This window comes from Micromonospora sp. NPDC049151 (assembly GCF_040648395.1).
Taxonomy (GTDB): Bacteria; Actinomycetota; Actinomycetes; order Mycobacteriales; family Micromonosporaceae; genus Micromonospora.
Map to the genome: position 1 here is coordinate 180,667 of NZ_JBEZDP010000001.1, position 14,394 is coordinate 195,060.

Annotated in this window: 18 protein-coding genes; 11 read left to right on the forward strand and 7 right to left on the reverse strand. The window is 73.7% G+C overall.

The window, feature by feature from the left end; translation table 11 throughout:
- Positions 1-40 precede the first annotated feature (40 nt).
- Positions 41-1,552 (forward strand): alpha/beta fold hydrolase, encoded by a 1,512-nt coding sequence (locus AB0B20_RS00925; RefSeq protein ID WP_357467051.1) that lies wholly within the window; start codon positions 41-43, stop codon positions 1,550-1,552.
- A 10-nt stretch (positions 1,553-1,562) separates the two neighbouring features.
- Here AB0B20_RS00925 and AB0B20_RS00930 read toward each other — a convergent pair whose 3' ends face one another.
- Positions 1,563-2,045: a DUF6232 family protein gene (locus AB0B20_RS00930; RefSeq protein ID WP_357388278.1), complete on the reverse strand. Its 483-nt coding sequence runs from the start codon at positions 2,043-2,045 to the stop codon at positions 1,563-1,565.
- Positions 2,046-2,103: 58 nt separating this feature from the next.
- Between AB0B20_RS00930 and AB0B20_RS00935 the strand changes: the two genes are divergently transcribed.
- Positions 2,104-2,535 carry a nuclear transport factor 2 family protein gene (locus tag AB0B20_RS00935; protein ID WP_357388276.1) on the forward strand — a complete coding sequence of 144 codons (432 nt, stop codon included), beginning with the start codon at positions 2,104-2,106 and terminating at the stop codon, positions 2,533-2,535.
- Here the strand turns inward: AB0B20_RS00935 and AB0B20_RS00940 are convergent.
- Positions 2,481-3,014 (reverse strand): DUF6232 family protein, encoded by a 534-nt coding sequence (locus AB0B20_RS00940; protein ID WP_357388274.1) that lies wholly within the window; start codon positions 3,012-3,014, stop codon positions 2,481-2,483. The two genes, AB0B20_RS00935 and AB0B20_RS00940, sit on opposite strands and share 55 nt — an antisense overlap.
- Before the next feature lie 132 nt (positions 3,015-3,146).
- Here AB0B20_RS00940 and AB0B20_RS00945 point away from each other — a divergent pair, with 132 nt between their 5' ends.
- On the forward strand, positions 3,147-3,920 hold the full coding sequence (locus tag AB0B20_RS00945) for an enoyl-CoA hydratase-related protein (protein ID WP_357467056.1): 774 nt from the start codon (positions 3,147-3,149) through the stop codon (positions 3,918-3,920).
- 70 nt (positions 3,921-3,990) lie between these two features.
- Positions 3,991-5,613, forward strand: coding sequence for an acetolactate synthase (locus tag AB0B20_RS00950; protein WP_357467061.1), 1,623 nt, complete (start codon positions 3,991-3,993; stop codon positions 5,611-5,613).
- Between the two features lie 55 nt (positions 5,614-5,668).
- Here AB0B20_RS00950 and AB0B20_RS00955 read toward each other — a convergent pair whose 3' ends face one another.
- From AB0B20_RS00955 to AB0B20_RS00965, 3 genes are read right to left on the reverse strand one after another with little or no spacing between them, the layout of a single operon-like run.
- Positions 5,669-6,067: a PLD nuclease N-terminal domain-containing protein gene (locus tag AB0B20_RS00955; protein ID WP_357467066.1), complete on the reverse strand. Its 399-nt coding sequence runs from the start codon at positions 6,065-6,067 to the stop codon at positions 5,669-5,671.
- A 26-nt stretch (positions 6,068-6,093) separates the two neighbouring features.
- A complete protein-coding gene (locus AB0B20_RS00960) occupies positions 6,094-6,393 on the reverse strand; it encodes a DUF202 domain-containing protein (protein ID WP_357388266.1) in 300 nt (99 codons plus the stop codon).
- A complete protein-coding gene (locus tag AB0B20_RS00965; RefSeq protein ID WP_357388264.1) occupies positions 6,390-6,776 on the reverse strand; it encodes a DUF202 domain-containing protein in 387 nt (128 codons plus the stop codon). The genes AB0B20_RS00960 and AB0B20_RS00965 overlap by 4 nt, the downstream gene beginning before the upstream one ends.
- A 41-nt stretch (positions 6,777-6,817) precedes the next feature.
- Here AB0B20_RS00965 and AB0B20_RS00970 point away from each other — a divergent pair, with 41 nt between their 5' ends.
- From AB0B20_RS00970 to AB0B20_RS00985, 4 genes are all read left to right on the forward strand, one after another.
- Entirely contained in the window at positions 6,818-7,615 is a 798-nt protein-coding gene (locus AB0B20_RS00970; RefSeq protein WP_357467069.1) for a GNAT family N-acetyltransferase, read from the forward strand.
- Positions 7,616-7,617: 2 nt separating this feature from the next.
- Positions 7,618-8,022, forward strand: coding sequence for a hypothetical protein (locus AB0B20_RS00975; protein ID WP_357388260.1), 405 nt, complete (start codon positions 7,618-7,620; stop codon positions 8,020-8,022).
- 176 nt (positions 8,023-8,198) lie between these two features.
- Positions 8,199-8,978: an electron transfer flavoprotein subunit beta/FixA family protein gene (locus AB0B20_RS00980; protein WP_120571331.1), complete on the forward strand. Its 780-nt coding sequence runs from the start codon at positions 8,199-8,201 to the stop codon at positions 8,976-8,978.
- 12 nt (positions 8,979-8,990) lie between these two features.
- Positions 8,991-9,950, forward strand: coding sequence for an electron transfer flavoprotein subunit alpha/FixB family protein (locus tag AB0B20_RS00985; RefSeq protein ID WP_013474293.1), 960 nt, complete (start codon positions 8,991-8,993; stop codon positions 9,948-9,950).
- Positions 9,951-10,048: 98 nt separating this feature from the next.
- Here the strand turns inward: AB0B20_RS00985 and AB0B20_RS00990 are convergent, their stop codons facing one another.
- Together AB0B20_RS00990 and AB0B20_RS00995 are read right to left on the reverse strand one after the other, a co-directional pair.
- The gene (locus tag AB0B20_RS00990; RefSeq protein ID WP_357388257.1) at positions 10,049-10,819 is read right to left on the reverse strand and encodes an anti-sigma factor; all 771 of its coding nucleotides are present in this window, start codon (positions 10,817-10,819) and stop codon (positions 10,049-10,051) included.
- Positions 10,773-11,378, reverse strand: coding sequence for a sigma-70 family RNA polymerase sigma factor (locus AB0B20_RS00995; RefSeq protein WP_357388255.1), 606 nt, complete (start codon positions 11,376-11,378; stop codon positions 10,773-10,775). The genes AB0B20_RS00990 and AB0B20_RS00995 overlap by 47 nt, the downstream gene beginning before the upstream one ends.
- A gap of 240 nt (positions 11,379-11,618) precedes the next feature.
- Between AB0B20_RS00995 and AB0B20_RS01000 the strand changes: the two genes are divergently transcribed.
- From AB0B20_RS01000 to AB0B20_RS01010, 3 genes are all read left to right on the forward strand, one after another.
- A complete protein-coding gene (locus AB0B20_RS01000; RefSeq protein ID WP_357388253.1) occupies positions 11,619-12,452 on the forward strand; it encodes a DUF4397 domain-containing protein in 834 nt (277 codons plus the stop codon).
- Positions 12,449-13,120, forward strand: a complete 672-nt coding sequence (locus tag AB0B20_RS01005) for a class F sortase (RefSeq protein WP_357388251.1) — start codon at positions 12,449-12,451, stop codon at positions 13,118-13,120. The genes AB0B20_RS01000 and AB0B20_RS01005 overlap by 4 nt, the downstream gene beginning before the upstream one ends.
- A gap of 98 nt (positions 13,121-13,218) precedes the next feature.
- On the forward strand, positions 13,219-14,394 hold the full coding sequence (locus AB0B20_RS01010) for a cysteine desulfurase family protein (RefSeq protein ID WP_357467073.1): 1,176 nt from the start codon (positions 13,219-13,221) through the stop codon (positions 14,392-14,394).

Consider the following 14,394-nt stretch of genomic DNA (forward strand, 5'->3'; position numbering starts at 1 on the left):
AAGGTCACGCCGGACCCTCGGCGGAGCGTAGGGTGCCGGCATGCCCACCCCCGGCCCGGCGTCGCGGCGACTGCTCGCCTGCGGCGTGGTCGCGCTGCTCGCCGTCCTCCTCGGCGCGCTGCTCCTGGCCCGCGCCGACGCCGGCCTGAGCACCGGGCGGGCGACGGTGGCCGGGGTGCCGCTGACCGAGGTCCGGGCGGACGGGGTGGGCGGTGACCGGCGGCCCGGGGTGGTGATCGCGCACGGCTTCGCCGGGTCCGCCCGGCTGATGCGGCCGATCGCCGACTCGGTGGCCCGCCAGGGCGGGATCGCGGTGCTGCTCGACTTCGCCGGCCACGGCGCCAGCCGATCCCGGCTGCCGGGCGCCGGGCGGGACGACGAACGCACCCGGGCGCTGCTGCGGCACGACCTGGACGTCGCCGTCGCGTGGCTGCGCGGGCGTCCCGGCGTCGACCCGGACCGGATCGTCCTGGTCGGGCACTCGATGGGCGCCGGTGCGGTCACCCGGTACGCGGTGGCGCATCCGGAGATCGACCGGACCGTGGCGATCTCGCTGCCCGACGGCGGCGACGTGCCGGCCGGGTGGCCGGGGAGGCTGACGCTCGTGGTGGGCGGGCTGGAGTTCGCCGGGTTCCGCCAGGCGGTCGACGTGGCGACGCGGGACGCGCCACCGGGCACCCGCACGCGGGTGGTGGCACCCGGCACCGAGCACGTGTCGGTGCTGTTCGCGCCGCGTACCCACGTCGCGGTGCTGGACGCGCTTCCGCGTCGTACCGGCGGTCCGTCGCCGGCCCCGACGACCCGGCCGGGTGCCGCAGCCCTGCTGCTGGCCGGGCTCGCGCTGGGCTTCGTGCCGCTGGCGGCGCTGCTGCCGCGCCGGACCGGGGCGGGTGCCGGCGGTCCGCGCGCCGGTGCGGGTGACGGCCCGGACACCGGCCGGTGGCTCGCCGCGACGGTGGCGGCGGCCGGGCTGGCCGCGGTGCTGGCCGCGCTCCTGCCGACCGCTCGGCTGCCGCTCGCCGTGGGCGGATACGTCGCGGTGTTCCTGCTGCTCACCGGCGTGCTGCTGGCCGGCGCGCGGCACCTCGTGCGCCCCGCACGGCCCGTCGCGCGGCCACCGGCGGACGCGAGCGCCGCAAGAATCGCCGTGGTCGCCGTCGTGCTCCTCGGGTACGCGGTGCTCGCGGTCGCGTTGCCGATTCACCTCGGTCTCACCTCGACCGTGCCGGTCGGGGCCCGGTGGTGGCTGCTGCCGCTGGTGACGCTCTGCTGCCTGGTCTTCCTGCTCGGTGCGCAGCGGCTCGTCGACGGCGACGGCGTCCGCTACGCGGCCACCTGCGGGATCGCCGTGCTGGTGCTGGCCGTCGCGGCGGTGCTCGGACTGGCGCCCGGGTTCGTGCTGCTGGTGGTGCCGCTGTTCGCGGCGCTGGTGGCCTGGCAGGCGGCCTGGGCCGCGGTGCTGCGCCGCCGGGCGGCGCCGTGGTGGCTGCCGCCGCTGGTCGGGGCGGTGGTGCTGGCCTGGCCGATGGCGACCACGCTGCCGCTGGCCTGACCGACGCCGTCTATCTGCTGTCGGTCTGCTGCTCCACGGCGCGTTGCACGGCCCGGTAGATCTGCCCGAACCGCAGCGCGTCCGGCGTACGGACCAGCATCGTCTCCCGGCCGTGGTGCTGCACCCAGAGTTCGTGCACCCGGTTGCCGCGTTCGTAGGAGCGGTCCAGCCAGCCGAGCGGCACTTCCAGGAACGGGGTGAGTGCCAGGCCCACCACCACGAACGCGGCCAGGATGATCAGGGCCAGTTTCCACTCGCCCCGGTCCTGCGCGGACCAGGCCAGCGAGAGCACGCAGACCACGGCGACCAGTGGTGGCAGCGACAGCAGCAGGACCAGCACGCCCCGGCCCAGCACCCGTCCCCGGACGGCGAGTGTGGTGGTGCCGCGCGCGTGCCAGACGTAGGTGACGTCGGCGAGCGCGACGACCTGCCCGCCCGCGTGGATCGCCTCCGAGGTGACCTGCACGGCGTCGTCCCGGTAATAGAGGACCATGAATCAGCCTAACCGCGCGTGTCGATGCCGGCGACGCGTGCGCCGTAGGCTGCTGGGCATGACGGACCGGAACGGGGCCGGAACCGGCGGCGACGAGCAGGCGCGCAACGTCGAGGTGGTCAAGCGCTACCTGCGCACCTTCGTCACGAAGGACCTCGCCGAACTGGCCGAGGTGGTCGACGAGGACGTGGAGATCTACGGATCCGGCACGGCGGTACGCGGCCGGCGCTATCCCGAGGCCGCCGTCTCCTCACCCGGCCTGACAGTGCTCGACCAGGAGATCCGGGAGATCTTCGCGGCCGGGGACCGGGTGGTGGTGTCGCTGGCGCAGACGTACCGGCGGGACGCGACAGGGGCGACCACGGTGCAGAGCGCCTGCAAGATGTACCGCCTGGCCGGTGGCCGGATCGTGCAGTTCTGGGGTGAGCAGGACACCTACGGCCTGCTGCGCGGGCTCGGCCTGCTGCCGGACGGACCGATCACGTTCTGACCGGAGGCGGGACGACCCGGCGCGGCGGGCAGGCTCTCCATGGCGCGCTGCACCGCCCGGTAGATCTGCCCGAAGCGCATCGCGTCGCGGGTGTGCAGCAGCCGCACCGTCTGACCCCGCCACTGGGCCCACATCTCCATCTCCCGGCTGCCCCGGGCGTAGGAGCGGTCCAGGTGCTCGAAGAGGAAGTCGGCGAGCGGCCCGACGGCGAGGCCGACCAGCACCGAGACGCCCACGATGGCGATGGTGACCACCGCCGAGCGTTGCAGCCACACGGCCAGCCCGATGCCCAGCACGGCGGTCACCAGCGGCCCGGCGAGCGCGGCGCCGATCGCGCCGCGGCCGGCGAGCACCCGCCAGGACCGGTCGCCCTGCCGGTGCCACACGGTGGCCAGCTCGGCCAGCGGGTAGCTGCGCCCGTCCACCCGTACCGCGGTGGAGGTGACCTGGACGGAACGGTCGTCGTAGTAGGTGATCATGGCCTCACTCCCGGTGGCGGGCCGGCGGCGACTGCGGCGCGGCGACCTGGGAGCCGCCGACACCACACTGTCTACCCCAACGAGGCGAGTCGTAAGGTTGGCACGCGACTTCGACGAGGAAGTGAGGGCAGCGTGGGCGAGTTCGTCAGGCTGGAAGTGAAGGACGGCATCGGCACCATCCGGCTGGAGCGGCCGCCGATGAACGCGCTCAACACCCAGGTGCAGGAGGAGTTGCGCGCCGCCGCCGCCGCGGCCACCGCCGACGCCGAGGTCCGCGCCGTCATCGTGTACGGCGGCGAGAAGGTCTTCGCGGCCGGTGCGGACATCAAGGAGATGGCCGACATGTCCTACGTGGACATGGCGGAGCGCGCCGCCGACCTGTCCAGCGCGCTCGGCGCGATCTCCCGCATCCCCAAGCCGGTCGTCGCCGCGATCACCGGGTACGCGCTCGGCGGCGGCTGCGAGCTGGCGCTGGCCTGCGACTGGCGGATCGTCGCCGAGGACGCCAAGCTCGGCCAGCCGGAGATCAAGCTCGGCATCATTCCGGGCGCCGGCGGCACCCAGCGGCTGGCCCGCCTGGTCGGCCCGGCCCGCGCCAAGGACCTGATCATGACCGGGCGGATGGTCGACGCCGCCGAGGCACTGCGGATCGGCCTGGCCGACCGGGTGGTGCCCGCCGCCGAGGTCTACGACGCCGCGGTGGCGTACGTGAAGCCGTTCCTGACCGGGCCGGCGCAGGCGCTGCGCGCGGCGAAGGCGGCCGTGGACGCGGGTCTGGACATGGACCTCACCTCGGGCCTGGCCTGGGAGAGCCAGCTCTTCGCGGCGCTGTTCGCCACCGACGACCGGCGCGAGGGCATGGCCGCGTTCGTGGAGAAGCGCAAGCCGGGCTTCACCGGCCGCTGACGCGAGAGCTGTTCACATCCGCGCTACCGGCCAGTAGCGTGACCCCGGTCGGTCGATGAAGGGGAATGGCATGACGGAACGGGTCGAGGGCCACGGCGGCGATCTGGCGCTCGCGGCACTACGCGCGCACGGCGTACGGGAGATGTTCACGCTCTCCGGCGGGCACGTCTTCCCGCTCTACGACGCCGCGCACAAGGCGGGCTTCCCCCTCTACGACGTGCGGCACGAGCAGTCCGCCGTGTTCGCCGCCGAGGCGGTGGCAAAGCTCCAGCGCCGCCCCGGCCTGGCCGTGCTCACCGCCGGCCCCGGCGTCACGAACGGCGTCTCCGGCCTGACGAGCGCGTTCTTCAACGCCTCGCCGGTGCTGGTGCTCGGCGGCCGGGCCCCGCAGTTCCGCTGGGGCTCGGGCAGCCTCCAGGAGATGGACCACCTGCCGCTGGTCGCGCCGGTCACCAAGCACGCCGAGACGGTGTTCAGCGCCGACGACATCCCGCGCGCGGTCTCGGCGGCACTGACCACCGCGCTCACCCCGCACCGCGGCCCGGTGTTCCTGGACTTTCCGCTGGAGGCGGTCTTCTCCGTCGGCGACGCCGACCTGCCGGCGGTCACGCCGCCGGCGCCGATCGAGCCGGATCCGGACGAGGTGGCGAAGGCGGCCCGTCTGATCGCCGGCGCGTCCCGGCCGGTGATCATCGCCGGCTCCGACGTGTACGCGGGCGACGCGGTCGAGGCGCTTCGTGCCGCCGCCGAGTCGCTGCGGGTGCCGGTGTTCACGAACGGCATGGGCCGGGGCGCGCTGCCGCCGGAGCACCCGCTCGCCTTCGCCAAGGCCCGCCGGGTCGCGCTCAAGGGCGCCGACGTGGTCGTGGTGATCGGCACCCCGCTGGACTTCCGGCTCTCCTTCGGCGACTTCGGCGACGCCCAGGTCGTGCACGTCGTGGACGCGCCCAGCCAGCGGGCCGGGCACGTCCAGCCGGCCGCCGCGCCGGCCGGTGACCTGCGGCTGGTCCTCGGCGCGTTCGCCGACCACGCCGGTGACCGGGCCGACCACGCCGACTGGATCGCCGAGCTGCGGACCGCCGAGGACGCGGCGAAGGCCCGCGACGCCGAGGAGATGGCGGCCGAGACCGACCCGATCCGGCCGGCCCGGATCTACGGCGAGCTGCGCAGGGCGCTGGCACCCGATGCCATCACCATCGGCGACGGCGGCGACTTCGTGTCGTACGCCGGGAGGTACCTGGAGCCGGCCCAGCCCGGCACCTGGCTCGACCCCGGCCCGTACGGGTGCCTCGGCACCGGCATGGGCTACGCCATGGGCGCCCGGGTCAGCCACCCGGACCGGCAGATCTGCGTGCTGATGGGCGACGGCGCGGCCGGCTTCTCGCTGATGGACGTGGAGTCGCTGGCCCGGCAGAAGCTGCCGGTGGTGATCGTGGTCGGCAACAACGGCATCTGGGGGCTGGAGAAGCACCCGATGCGGGCGATGTACGGCTACGACGTGGCCGCCGACCTCCAGCCGGGGCTGCGCTACGACAAGGTGGTCGAGGCGCTCGGCGGCGCGGGCGAGACGGTGGAGAAGGCCACCGACCTCGGGCCCGCGTTGGGGCGCGCGTTCGACTCGGGCGTGCCGTACCTGGTGAACGTGCTGACCGACCCGGCCGACGCGTACCCCCGCTCGTCGAACCTGGCCTGAACACGGCGCGTGCGGGCCGTCGGCCGGGTGACCGGCGGGCGGCCCGCGGCGCGTGTCAGACCTCGGGGCGGTCCCTGTCGTCCGGGCGGCCGCGCAGCTCCTCCTCGCGGCGGCGCAGGTCCTTCTCCCACAGCCGCAGCCGTTCCTCGTCCTCGCGGCGGGACCGCTCGGCGAGCGAGGCGAGGAACTCCGGGTCGTCGTCGGGGGCGAGCGGGCGGCGAGCCGGAGCGGGGGTGCCGGCCGTGCCGGCGACGCCCGCGATCCCGGCCGGGCGTTCGCGGCCCACCAGGAACCAGGCGATCGAGCCGACCAGCGGGAAGAAGAGAATGATCAGCACCCAGATCATCCGGGGCAGCGCCTTGACCTTCTCCTCGTCGGCGGAGAGGCAGCTGATCAGCGCGACGACGGCAAGGACGACCTGAGCCAGGAACAGCAGCACGAAGAGGCGGGGCATGCCCCATGATGGCTCACCCGGACACGTCAGTGCACCCCGCCGAGCACATGCGCCACGCCGAGCACCGCGAGTCCGGCCGCGCCGAGCGCGGTCAGCGGCACCGACCAGCTGTCGAGCCGGCGTGGCCCGGTGCCGGTGGCCCGGTGCCACGTCACCACCAGCACGGCGAGCCAGATCACCACCGCGACCCCGGTCAGTGCCGCGTCCACGGCCCGGCCGTGGAAAGCCGGCCGGAGCTGGAGCAGCAGCACCGCGGTGAGCGTGAGCAGCGTCCGCCGCCAGGCCAGCCGGGTGCGTTCGGGTTGCAGGCCGGGGTCGCGGGTCACCCCGCGCCGCCCAGCAGCACGGCCGCCACCAGCACCAGCGCGCCGACCGCGACGACGAGCGCCAGGACGGCCGGGAAGCGGGACGCGGGCAGCTCCTCGTTCAGCCGCATGGCGCGTTCGGTGCGTGCCCAGTGGTCGACCGCCCGGATCGAGACGGTCGCGCCGAGCAGCAGCAGCGCGACGGCGAGCGCCTCGCGCAGGTGGGCCAGGCGCAGCGGCGGGAGGAACTGCGCGGCGGCCAGCCCGCCCGCCACCAGCGCGAGACCCGTCCGCAGCCAGGCCAGGAACGTCCGTTCGTTCGCCAGCGAGAAGCGGTAGTCCGGCGGGGTGCCGACCGAACGCAGCTCACCCTGGTCGAACCAGCTCTTGATCGACTCCCACACGCTGCCGATTATCCGCTTTACCCCGCGCCTAGCCTGGGTGGATGACCGATCTTGACGCGCGCGGGCTGCGCGACGCCTACGACGCCCAGATCCGACCGGAGCTGCCGGACCCGCTGCCGGACGGTGTGACGGTGGAGCGGGACGGCCCGCTGTTCCGCGTGCTCGGCCTGGACCACCGTGGCTTCCTCACCTACCGGACGCTCGACGGCCTGGCCGGTGCCGAGCTGGACGCGCTGATCGCCCGGCAGGTCGAGTTCTTCCGGGCCCGGGGCGAGTCGGTCGAGTGGAAGCTCGCCGGTCACGACGAGCCGGCCGACCTGGGCGACCGGCTGCGCGCGGCCGGCTTCGTGCCGGAGGACCAGGAGACGGTCGTGGTCGGCCCGGTCGCGCCGCTCGCCGCCGCCGTCCCGGTGCTCCCCGAGGGGGTACGCCTGCGCGAGGTCACCGGCCGGGCCGACCTGGAGCGGATCGCCGCCATGGAGGAGGAGGTCTGGCAGTCCGACCGCAGTCACCTGGTGTACGGGCTGGCCCGGGAGATCGAGGCCGACCCGCAGTCGATCACGATCGTGGTGGCGGAGGCGGGCGGGACGGTGGTCAGCGCCGGCTGGGTCCGCTACCAGCGCGGCACCGGCTTCGCCAGCCTCTGGGGCGGCTCGACGCTGCCGCGGTGGCGCCGGAAGGGCGTCTACCGGGCGCTGGTGGCGTACCGGGCGCGGCTGGCGCAGCAGCGTGGCAAGACGCTCCTGCAGGTGGACTGCTCCCCGGACAGCCGGCCCATTCTGGAGCGGCTCGGACTCGTTGCGGTCACCACCTCCACGCCGTACGTCTACACTCCGTGATCATGGAACGGTTGACGGCGGACGAGCGGCTCACCCTGAAGACCGGTGCGTTCGGGGCCGTGTTCCTGGTCTCCAACGCCGTACCCGGCGTGCTGGCCATGGTGCGGGAGAGCTTCGCCGCCTCGGGCGCGCTCGCCGAGGTGGGGGGCGTGGTCAAGGAGGCGCTGACCACCGGTCCGCTGCCGCAGATCCCCCGCGACTCGGCCCTGGAGGTCGAGTCGGTGGTGCTGCCCGCGCTCGGCCGGTCGGTGGAGATCCTGCGCACCAAGTCGCCGGGCGACGTCGAGACGTACCGCTCGGTGGTGCTGGCCGCGGCGGAGCGGGTGGCACTGGCGCACCGGGGGATCGAGCCGGCCGAGGCGGCGGCGATCGAGAAGATCCGGCAGGCGCTGAGCGAGGCGGCCTGACGGTCGTGAGTTGCGTCACTCCGGGCCGCCGGGGTGGGCATGCTACTTGCGGGTAACATTGCCTCGTGGGGAAGTGCACAGCAACCCGCGGTTGACCCACGTTGCGTCACGCGGGAGGCTGCGCCCGTGACCGGGCGAGTGATCGCTACACCAAACAGGAGGGTCGTCGAAGCGCGATGAACATCGTCGTACTCGTCAAGCAGGTGCCCGATTCGGGCGCGGACCGCAACCTGCGTTCTGACGACAACACCGTCGACCGCGGTTCGGCGAACAACGTCATCAACGAGATGGACGAGTACGCCATCGAGGAGGCGTTGAAGATCAAGGAGGCGCACGGCGGCGAGGTCACCATCCTGACCATGGGTCCGGACCGGGCGACCGAGTCGATCCGCAAGGCGCTCTCCATGGGCCCGGACAAGGCCGTCCACGTCGTCGACGACGCCCTGCACGGCTCCTGCGCGGTGGCCACCTCGAAGGTGCTGGCCGCCGCCCTCGGGCAGCTCAACGCCGACCTGGTCATCTGCGGCGCCGAGTCGACCGACGGCCGGGTCCAGGTCATGCCGCACATGATCGCCGAGCGGCTGGGCGTCGCCGCCCTGACCGGCGCGCGCAAGCTCACCGTCGACGGGGCGAACCTGACCGTCGAGCGGCAGACCGAGGAGGGCTACGAGGTGGTCACCGCCTCGACCCCGGCCGTGGTCTCCGTCTGGGACACCATCAACGAGCCGCGCTACCCGTCGTTCAAGGGCATCATGGCGGCCAAGAAGAAGCCGGTGCAGACGCTCTCCCTGGGCGACCTGGGCGTGGCCCCGGCCGAGGTGGGCTTCGACGGCGCCACCAGCGCCGTGGTCGAGCACTCCAAGCGCCCGCCGCGCTCCGGCGGCGAGAAGATCACCGACGAGGGCGAGGGCGGCGTGAAGCTGGTCGAGTTCCTCGCCACCGAGAAGTTCGTGTGAGAGGTCTGGGACATGTCTGAGGTTCTCGTCGTCGTCGAAGCCACGAAGGAATTCGGCGTCAAGAAGGTCACCCTGGAGATGCTCACCCTCGCCCGCGAGCTGGGCACCCCGAGCGCCGTCGTACTCGGTGGCGCCGGCGCCGCCGAGGCGCTGAGCGCCAAGCTGGGCGAGTACGGCGCGGAGAAGATCTACGCCGCCGAGGGTGAGGAGATCGACGGCTACCTGGTGGCCCCCAAGGCCACAGTGGTCGCCGAGCTGGTCAAGCGCGTCCAGCCGGCCGCCGTGCTGCTCGCCTCCTCGCAGGAGGGCAAGGAGATCGCCGCCCGCCTCGCGGTCAAGCTGGACAACGGCATCCTGACCGACGTGGTCGGCCTGGCCGCCGACGGCACCGCCACCCAGGTGGCGTTCGCCGGCTCCACCATCGTCAAGTCCAAGGTCACCAAGGGCCTGCCGCTGGTCACCGTCCGGCCGAACTCGCTCAACCCGGCCCCGGCCGCGGCCACCCCGGCGGTCGAGCAGCTCACCGTGTCGGTCACCGACGCGGACAAGCTCGCCAAGGTCGTCGAGCGGGTCGCCGAGCAGAAGGGCTCCCGCCCCGAGCTGACCGAGGCGTCGGTCGTCGTCTCCGGCGGTCGCGGTGTCGGCAACGCCGACAACTTCAAGCTGGTCGAGGAGATGGCCGACCTGCTCGGTGGCGCGGTCGGCGCGTCCCGCGCCGCGGTCGACTCCGGCTACTACCCGCACCAGTTCCAGGTCGGCCAGACCGGCAAGACGGTCTCCCCGCAGCTCTACGTCGCGCTGGGCATCTCCGGCGCGATCCAGCACCGGGCCGGCATGCAGACCTCGAAGACCATCGTCGCGGTGAACAAGGACGCCGAGGCGCCGATCTTCGAGCTGGCCGACTACGGCGTGGTCGGCGACCTGTTCAAGGTCGTCCCGCAGGCCGCCGAGGAGATCCGCAAGCGCAAGTGAGCGTCGCGTGCGAGAAGGCCGCCGCCCGGATCACCGGGCGGCGGCCTTTCCTCGTGGGGAGCTGATCGGCGGGCCGGGGAGCTGAGCCGGCCCGCCGATCAGCCCGTCAGGGTGCCCCTCAGCAGGCTGTCGCCGGAGTGACGGGCGTTGTTGTCGTACTGCTCCGCGCTGATGTCGACGACGGTGTAGGTGCGCAGGTCGATGTTGCCGGGGATCGGCAGGAGAGCGTCCCCCGAACCGTTGCTCAGCGTACCCACGGAGAGCATCTCCATCGTCTTCGGATCGATCAGCCAGACCTCGTAGTACCCCGGAACGCTCGGGAGATTCGCGACGTGCAGATGCAACCGGTTGTCGCCGAGCACCCGGGCGTCGCCGGAGGCGTCCTTCGGCGTCGACCCGAACGCCGCGAGCGGCGCGCTCGCCACCACCTGCGGCTGGGGATCGGCCTGCTCGCCGCCGCCGCCGAGCACCGCTGCGGTGCCGGCGACGCCGATCACCGCGGCGGCGGTGGCGGTGACCGCTGTGGTCGCCCAGGCGGGCCAGCGCCGGCTGCGGCGCGAACGACCTGCGACGGCGGGTACGGCGGCCCGCTCCACCGGGTCGGCCGGGCGCGGCAGGCGCCTGTCGGTCAGCGCCGGCAGTTCCTCGGCGGCCCGGATCTCGGCGACGATGCCCTGCCAGATGTGCTCCGGCGGGTCGGGCAGGTCGGCCAGGCCCTGGGTGCCCGCGCCGAGCCCGGCGACGTGCTGGAGCGTCTCCATCTCGCCCCGGCAGTGGTCGCAGGTGTCCAGATGGGTGGCCTCACCGTCAGCCGCCTCGCTCTCACCGAGCGCCAGAAAGACCAGCCGGTCGTGGTCCAGGTGCTGCACCGTCCACCTCCCATCTGCGTTTCAGGCTCTGCATGCCGCGTCTGATGTGACTCTTCACCGTGCCGAGCGGCACTCCGGTCACGGCCGCGATCTGCTGGTGTGTCAGGTCGTCGTAGAACGCCAGCTCCAGCATCCGGCGCTGGTCGTCGGGGAGCCGGGCCAGCTCGTCGGCGACCACCAGCCGGTCGACCACGGTGTCCGGGTCGGGGCCGGTGGAGACCGGCTCGGGCAGTTGCTTCACCGTCTCGACCACCCGGGTCTCCCGGGCCGCGGCCCGGATCCGGTCGACCACCTTGCGCCGCCCGATCCCGAGCAGCCAGCCGACCAGTGAGCCCTTCGCCGGGTCGAACGTCTCCCGGCCCAGCCAGGCGGCGACGAACGTCGCCTGGGTCACGTCCTCGGCGTCGCTGCGGTTCACGAGCGTCGTGGTGGCCAGGTGCAGCACCGCTCGGCCGAACCTGTCGTACGCCTCTCGCAGGGCGGCCTCGTCGCCGTCGCGGAACCGGACGGCGAGGTCGTCCTCGCCCGGCGGTTCGGGGCCCTGCCTCGCCGCCGTCACCGGGCGGCTCGCCTTCCGTGGGGCATGCCCGACTGTAACTCCCACAGCCCCCGCCCCACTCTCCCGGTGTGTCGGTCACGACCCTCGTCACCTCTCCTTCGTCGCCGGAGGGTCCGGCGGATGCGCCCGGAGACGGGAAAAAGAAATCCGATCCGGGCGCATCCGGGTGCGACGGAGCCGGCGTAACCCGTTCTGCAAGCCAGGCCTGACGAATCAGCATCAACCACCAGGAGGCAGACAATGCAGTACGCGATGTTCCGTCGGGTCGCCGCGGGCGGCGCGGTGGCCGCCCTCACCTTCGCCGGCGTCGGCGCGGCCACCATGAGCCCGGCCTACGCCGCCTCGTCGAAGGTCTCCGTGGTCCACGGCATCCCGGACACCCCTGTCGACGTGTACGTCAACGGCGAGAAGACGCTTGACAACTTCAAGCCCGGCGACGTCGCGGGCCCGCTCACCCTGCCCGAGGGGGAGTACGACATCGCCCTGACCAAGCCGGGTGAGGCGATCGACAAGGCGATCCTGAAGGTGGACGACGCCGAGGTGCCGGGCGGGGCGAACATCAGCCTCGCCGCGCACCTGAGCGCCGACGGCAAGCCGCGGATCACCCCGTTCGTCAACGACGTGTCCAAGGTGGGCGCCGGCAAGGCCCGGCTGATCGTCCGGCACACCGCCGCCGCCCCGGCCGTCGACGTGCGGGCCGGCGGCACGCCGGTCTTCGAGGACCTGACCAACCCGAAGGAGGCCAAGGCGGACGTGGCCGCCGGCTCGGTCAAGGCGGACGTGGTGCTCGCCGGCACCGACACCGTCGCCATCGGCCCGGCCGACCTGAACCTGAAGGAGGGCACCGCCACCATCGTCTACGCGATCGGCTCGGCCGAGGCAAAGAACCTGAGCGTGGTCGCCCAGACCATCAACGGCCTGCACTCGGCGCCGGGCGGCGTGCCCAGCGGCACCGGCGGTCAGGCCGGCACCGGCGTGGACACCTGGTGGTACGTGCTGGCCGGGGCCGGCGTCCTGCTCCTGGTCGGCGGCTCGGCGCGGGTGGCGGCAACCGCCCGGGCCGGTCGCCGGTGACGGTGCGCAACCGCGGGGCGCTGGCGGCGATGGCCGCCGGCGCCGCCGCGCTCACCCTGGCGGGTGTGGTGGCGTGCGGGTCCGGCAGCGCCGAGGACGTCGGTGGCGACGAGGTGACAGCGTTGTCCGGCGCCACGCCCACACCCACACCGGCCGCTGCGGCGAGCGGCGGCGGATCGGTCCCGGTGAACCCGGGCACGCTGCCCGCCGACAACGAGATCGTGCCGCCGGTGAAGCTGAGCATCCCGCCGATCCGGGTCACCGCCACTGTCAACCCGGTGGGCGTCAACGAGCGCACCGACGAGTTCGAGGTGCCGCCCAGCGTGGACCGGGTCGGCTGGTACCGCTACGGCCCGGGCCTGGAGGCCGGCGCCGGGTCGGTGGTGATCGCCGGGCACGTGGACAGCGCCGAGCAGGGCAAGGGGGCGTTCTTCCGGCTGCGTGAGCTGGACCAGGGGGACAAGCTCACCGCCACCGGCTCGGACGGCCGCGAGCGCGCCTACCGGGTGGTCGCCCGCGAGGAGTACCGGAAGTCGAAGATCCCGCTGGAGCGGTACTTCGCCCGCGACGGCAAGCCCCGCCTCACGCTCATCACCTGCGGCGGGCCGTTCGACGCGAAGACCCGCAGCTACCGGGACAACATCGTGGTCACGGCCGTTCCCGCGTGATCGTGGCCGTTCCCGCGTGAGCGGGCCGGACCGCCCCGGGTGGGACGGGGCGGTCCGGCCCCCGGCTCCGGGTGCGCAGGCCGTTAGGCTGAACCGTGATGGCATACCTTGATCACGCGGCGACGACCCCGATGCTGGACGAGGCACTCGAGGCGTACGTCGCCGTCGCCCGCGAGGTCGGCAACGCGTCGTCGCTGCACGCGGCGGGACGCCGGGCCCGGCGCCGGGTGGAGGAGTCCCGTGAGCGGGTGGCGGCCGTGCTGGGCGCCCGCCCCTCCGAGGTGATCTTCACCGGCGGCGGTACGGAGAGCGACAACCTCGCCGTGAAGGGCATCTTCTGGGCCCGTCGCGCCGACCGGGCCGAGCGGGTCCGGGTGGTCTCCAGCGCGGTCGAGCACCACGCCGTACTGGACGCGGTGGACTGGCTGGTCGAGCACGAGGGCGCGCGGGCCGGCCGGCTTCCGGTCGACGCCGCTGGGCGGCTCGATCCGGAACGGCTGCGCGCCGAGCTGGCCGAGCACGGCGAGCGCGTCGCTGTGGTCACCGCCATGTGGGCGAACAACGAGGTGGGCACCGTCCAGCCGGTGGCCGCGCTGGCCGCCGTCGCCGCCGAGCACGGTGTGCCGTTCCACACCGACGCCATCCAGGCGGTCGGGCAGGTGCCTGTCGACTTCGCCGCCAGCGGTGTGTCGGCGCTCACCGTGACCGGGCACAAGCTCGGCGGGCCGACCGGCGTGGGCGCGCTGCTGCTGGCCCGCGACGTGGCGGCCACCCCGCTGCTGCACGGCGGCGGCCAGGAGCGCGACGTGCGCTCCGGCACGCTCGACACGGCCGGCATCGTCGCGTTCGCTGTCGCCGTCGAGGCCGCGGTGAAAGGCCAGCAGGAGTACGCCGCACGCGTCGCCGCGCTCCGCGACGAGCTGGTCGAGCGGGTGCGGCAGGCGGTCCCCGAGGTGATCTTCAACGGTGACCCGGCCGACCGGCTCCCCGGCAACGCGCACTTCTCCTTCCCGGGCTGCGAGGGCGACGCGCTGCTGCTGCTGCTGGACGCCCAGGGCATCGCCTGCTCGACCGGCTCGGCCTGCTCGGCTGGCGTGGCCCAGCCCTCGCACGTGCTGCTGGCGATGGGCGCCGACGACGACCGGGCCCGGTCCTCGCTGCGCTTCACGCTCGGGCACACCAGCACCGGCGCGGACGTGGACGCGCTGATCGCCGCGCTGCCCGCCGCGGTGGAACGGGCCCGCCGCGCGGCCGCTCTGCGTACGCCCCGCTGA

Coding starts and splice junctions, on each gene's coding strand:
- AB0B20_RS00925 (WP_357467051.1), top strand. CDS start 41: ATGCCCACCCCCGGCCCGGCGTCGCGGCGACTGCTCGCCTGCGGCGTG.
- AB0B20_RS00930 (WP_357388278.1), bottom strand. CDS start 2,045: ATGGTCCTCTATTACCGGGACGACGCCGTGCAGGTCACCTCGGAGGCG.
- AB0B20_RS00935 (WP_357388276.1), top strand. CDS start 2,104: ATGACGGACCGGAACGGGGCCGGAACCGGCGGCGACGAGCAGGCGCGC.
- AB0B20_RS00940 (WP_357388274.1), bottom strand. CDS start 3,014: ATGATCACCTACTACGACGACCGTTCCGTCCAGGTCACCTCCACCGCG.
- AB0B20_RS00950 (WP_357467061.1), top strand. CDS start 3,991: ATGACGGAACGGGTCGAGGGCCACGGCGGCGATCTGGCGCTCGCGGCA.
- AB0B20_RS00955 (WP_357467066.1), bottom strand. CDS start 6,067: ATGCCCCGCCTCTTCGTGCTGCTGTTCCTGGCTCAGGTCGTCCTTGCC.
- AB0B20_RS00970 (WP_357467069.1), top strand. CDS start 6,818: ATGACCGATCTTGACGCGCGCGGGCTGCGCGACGCCTACGACGCCCAG.
- AB0B20_RS00975 (WP_357388260.1), top strand. CDS start 7,618: ATGGAACGGTTGACGGCGGACGAGCGGCTCACCCTGAAGACCGGTGCG.
- AB0B20_RS00980 (WP_120571331.1), top strand. CDS start 8,199: ATGAACATCGTCGTACTCGTCAAGCAGGTGCCCGATTCGGGCGCGGAC.
- AB0B20_RS00985 (WP_013474293.1), top strand. CDS start 8,991: ATGTCTGAGGTTCTCGTCGTCGTCGAAGCCACGAAGGAATTCGGCGTC.
- AB0B20_RS01000 (WP_357388253.1), top strand. CDS start 11,619: ATGCAGTACGCGATGTTCCGTCGGGTCGCCGCGGGCGGCGCGGTGGCC.
- AB0B20_RS01010 (WP_357467073.1), top strand. CDS start 13,219: ATGGCATACCTTGATCACGCGGCGACGACCCCGATGCTGGACGAGGCA.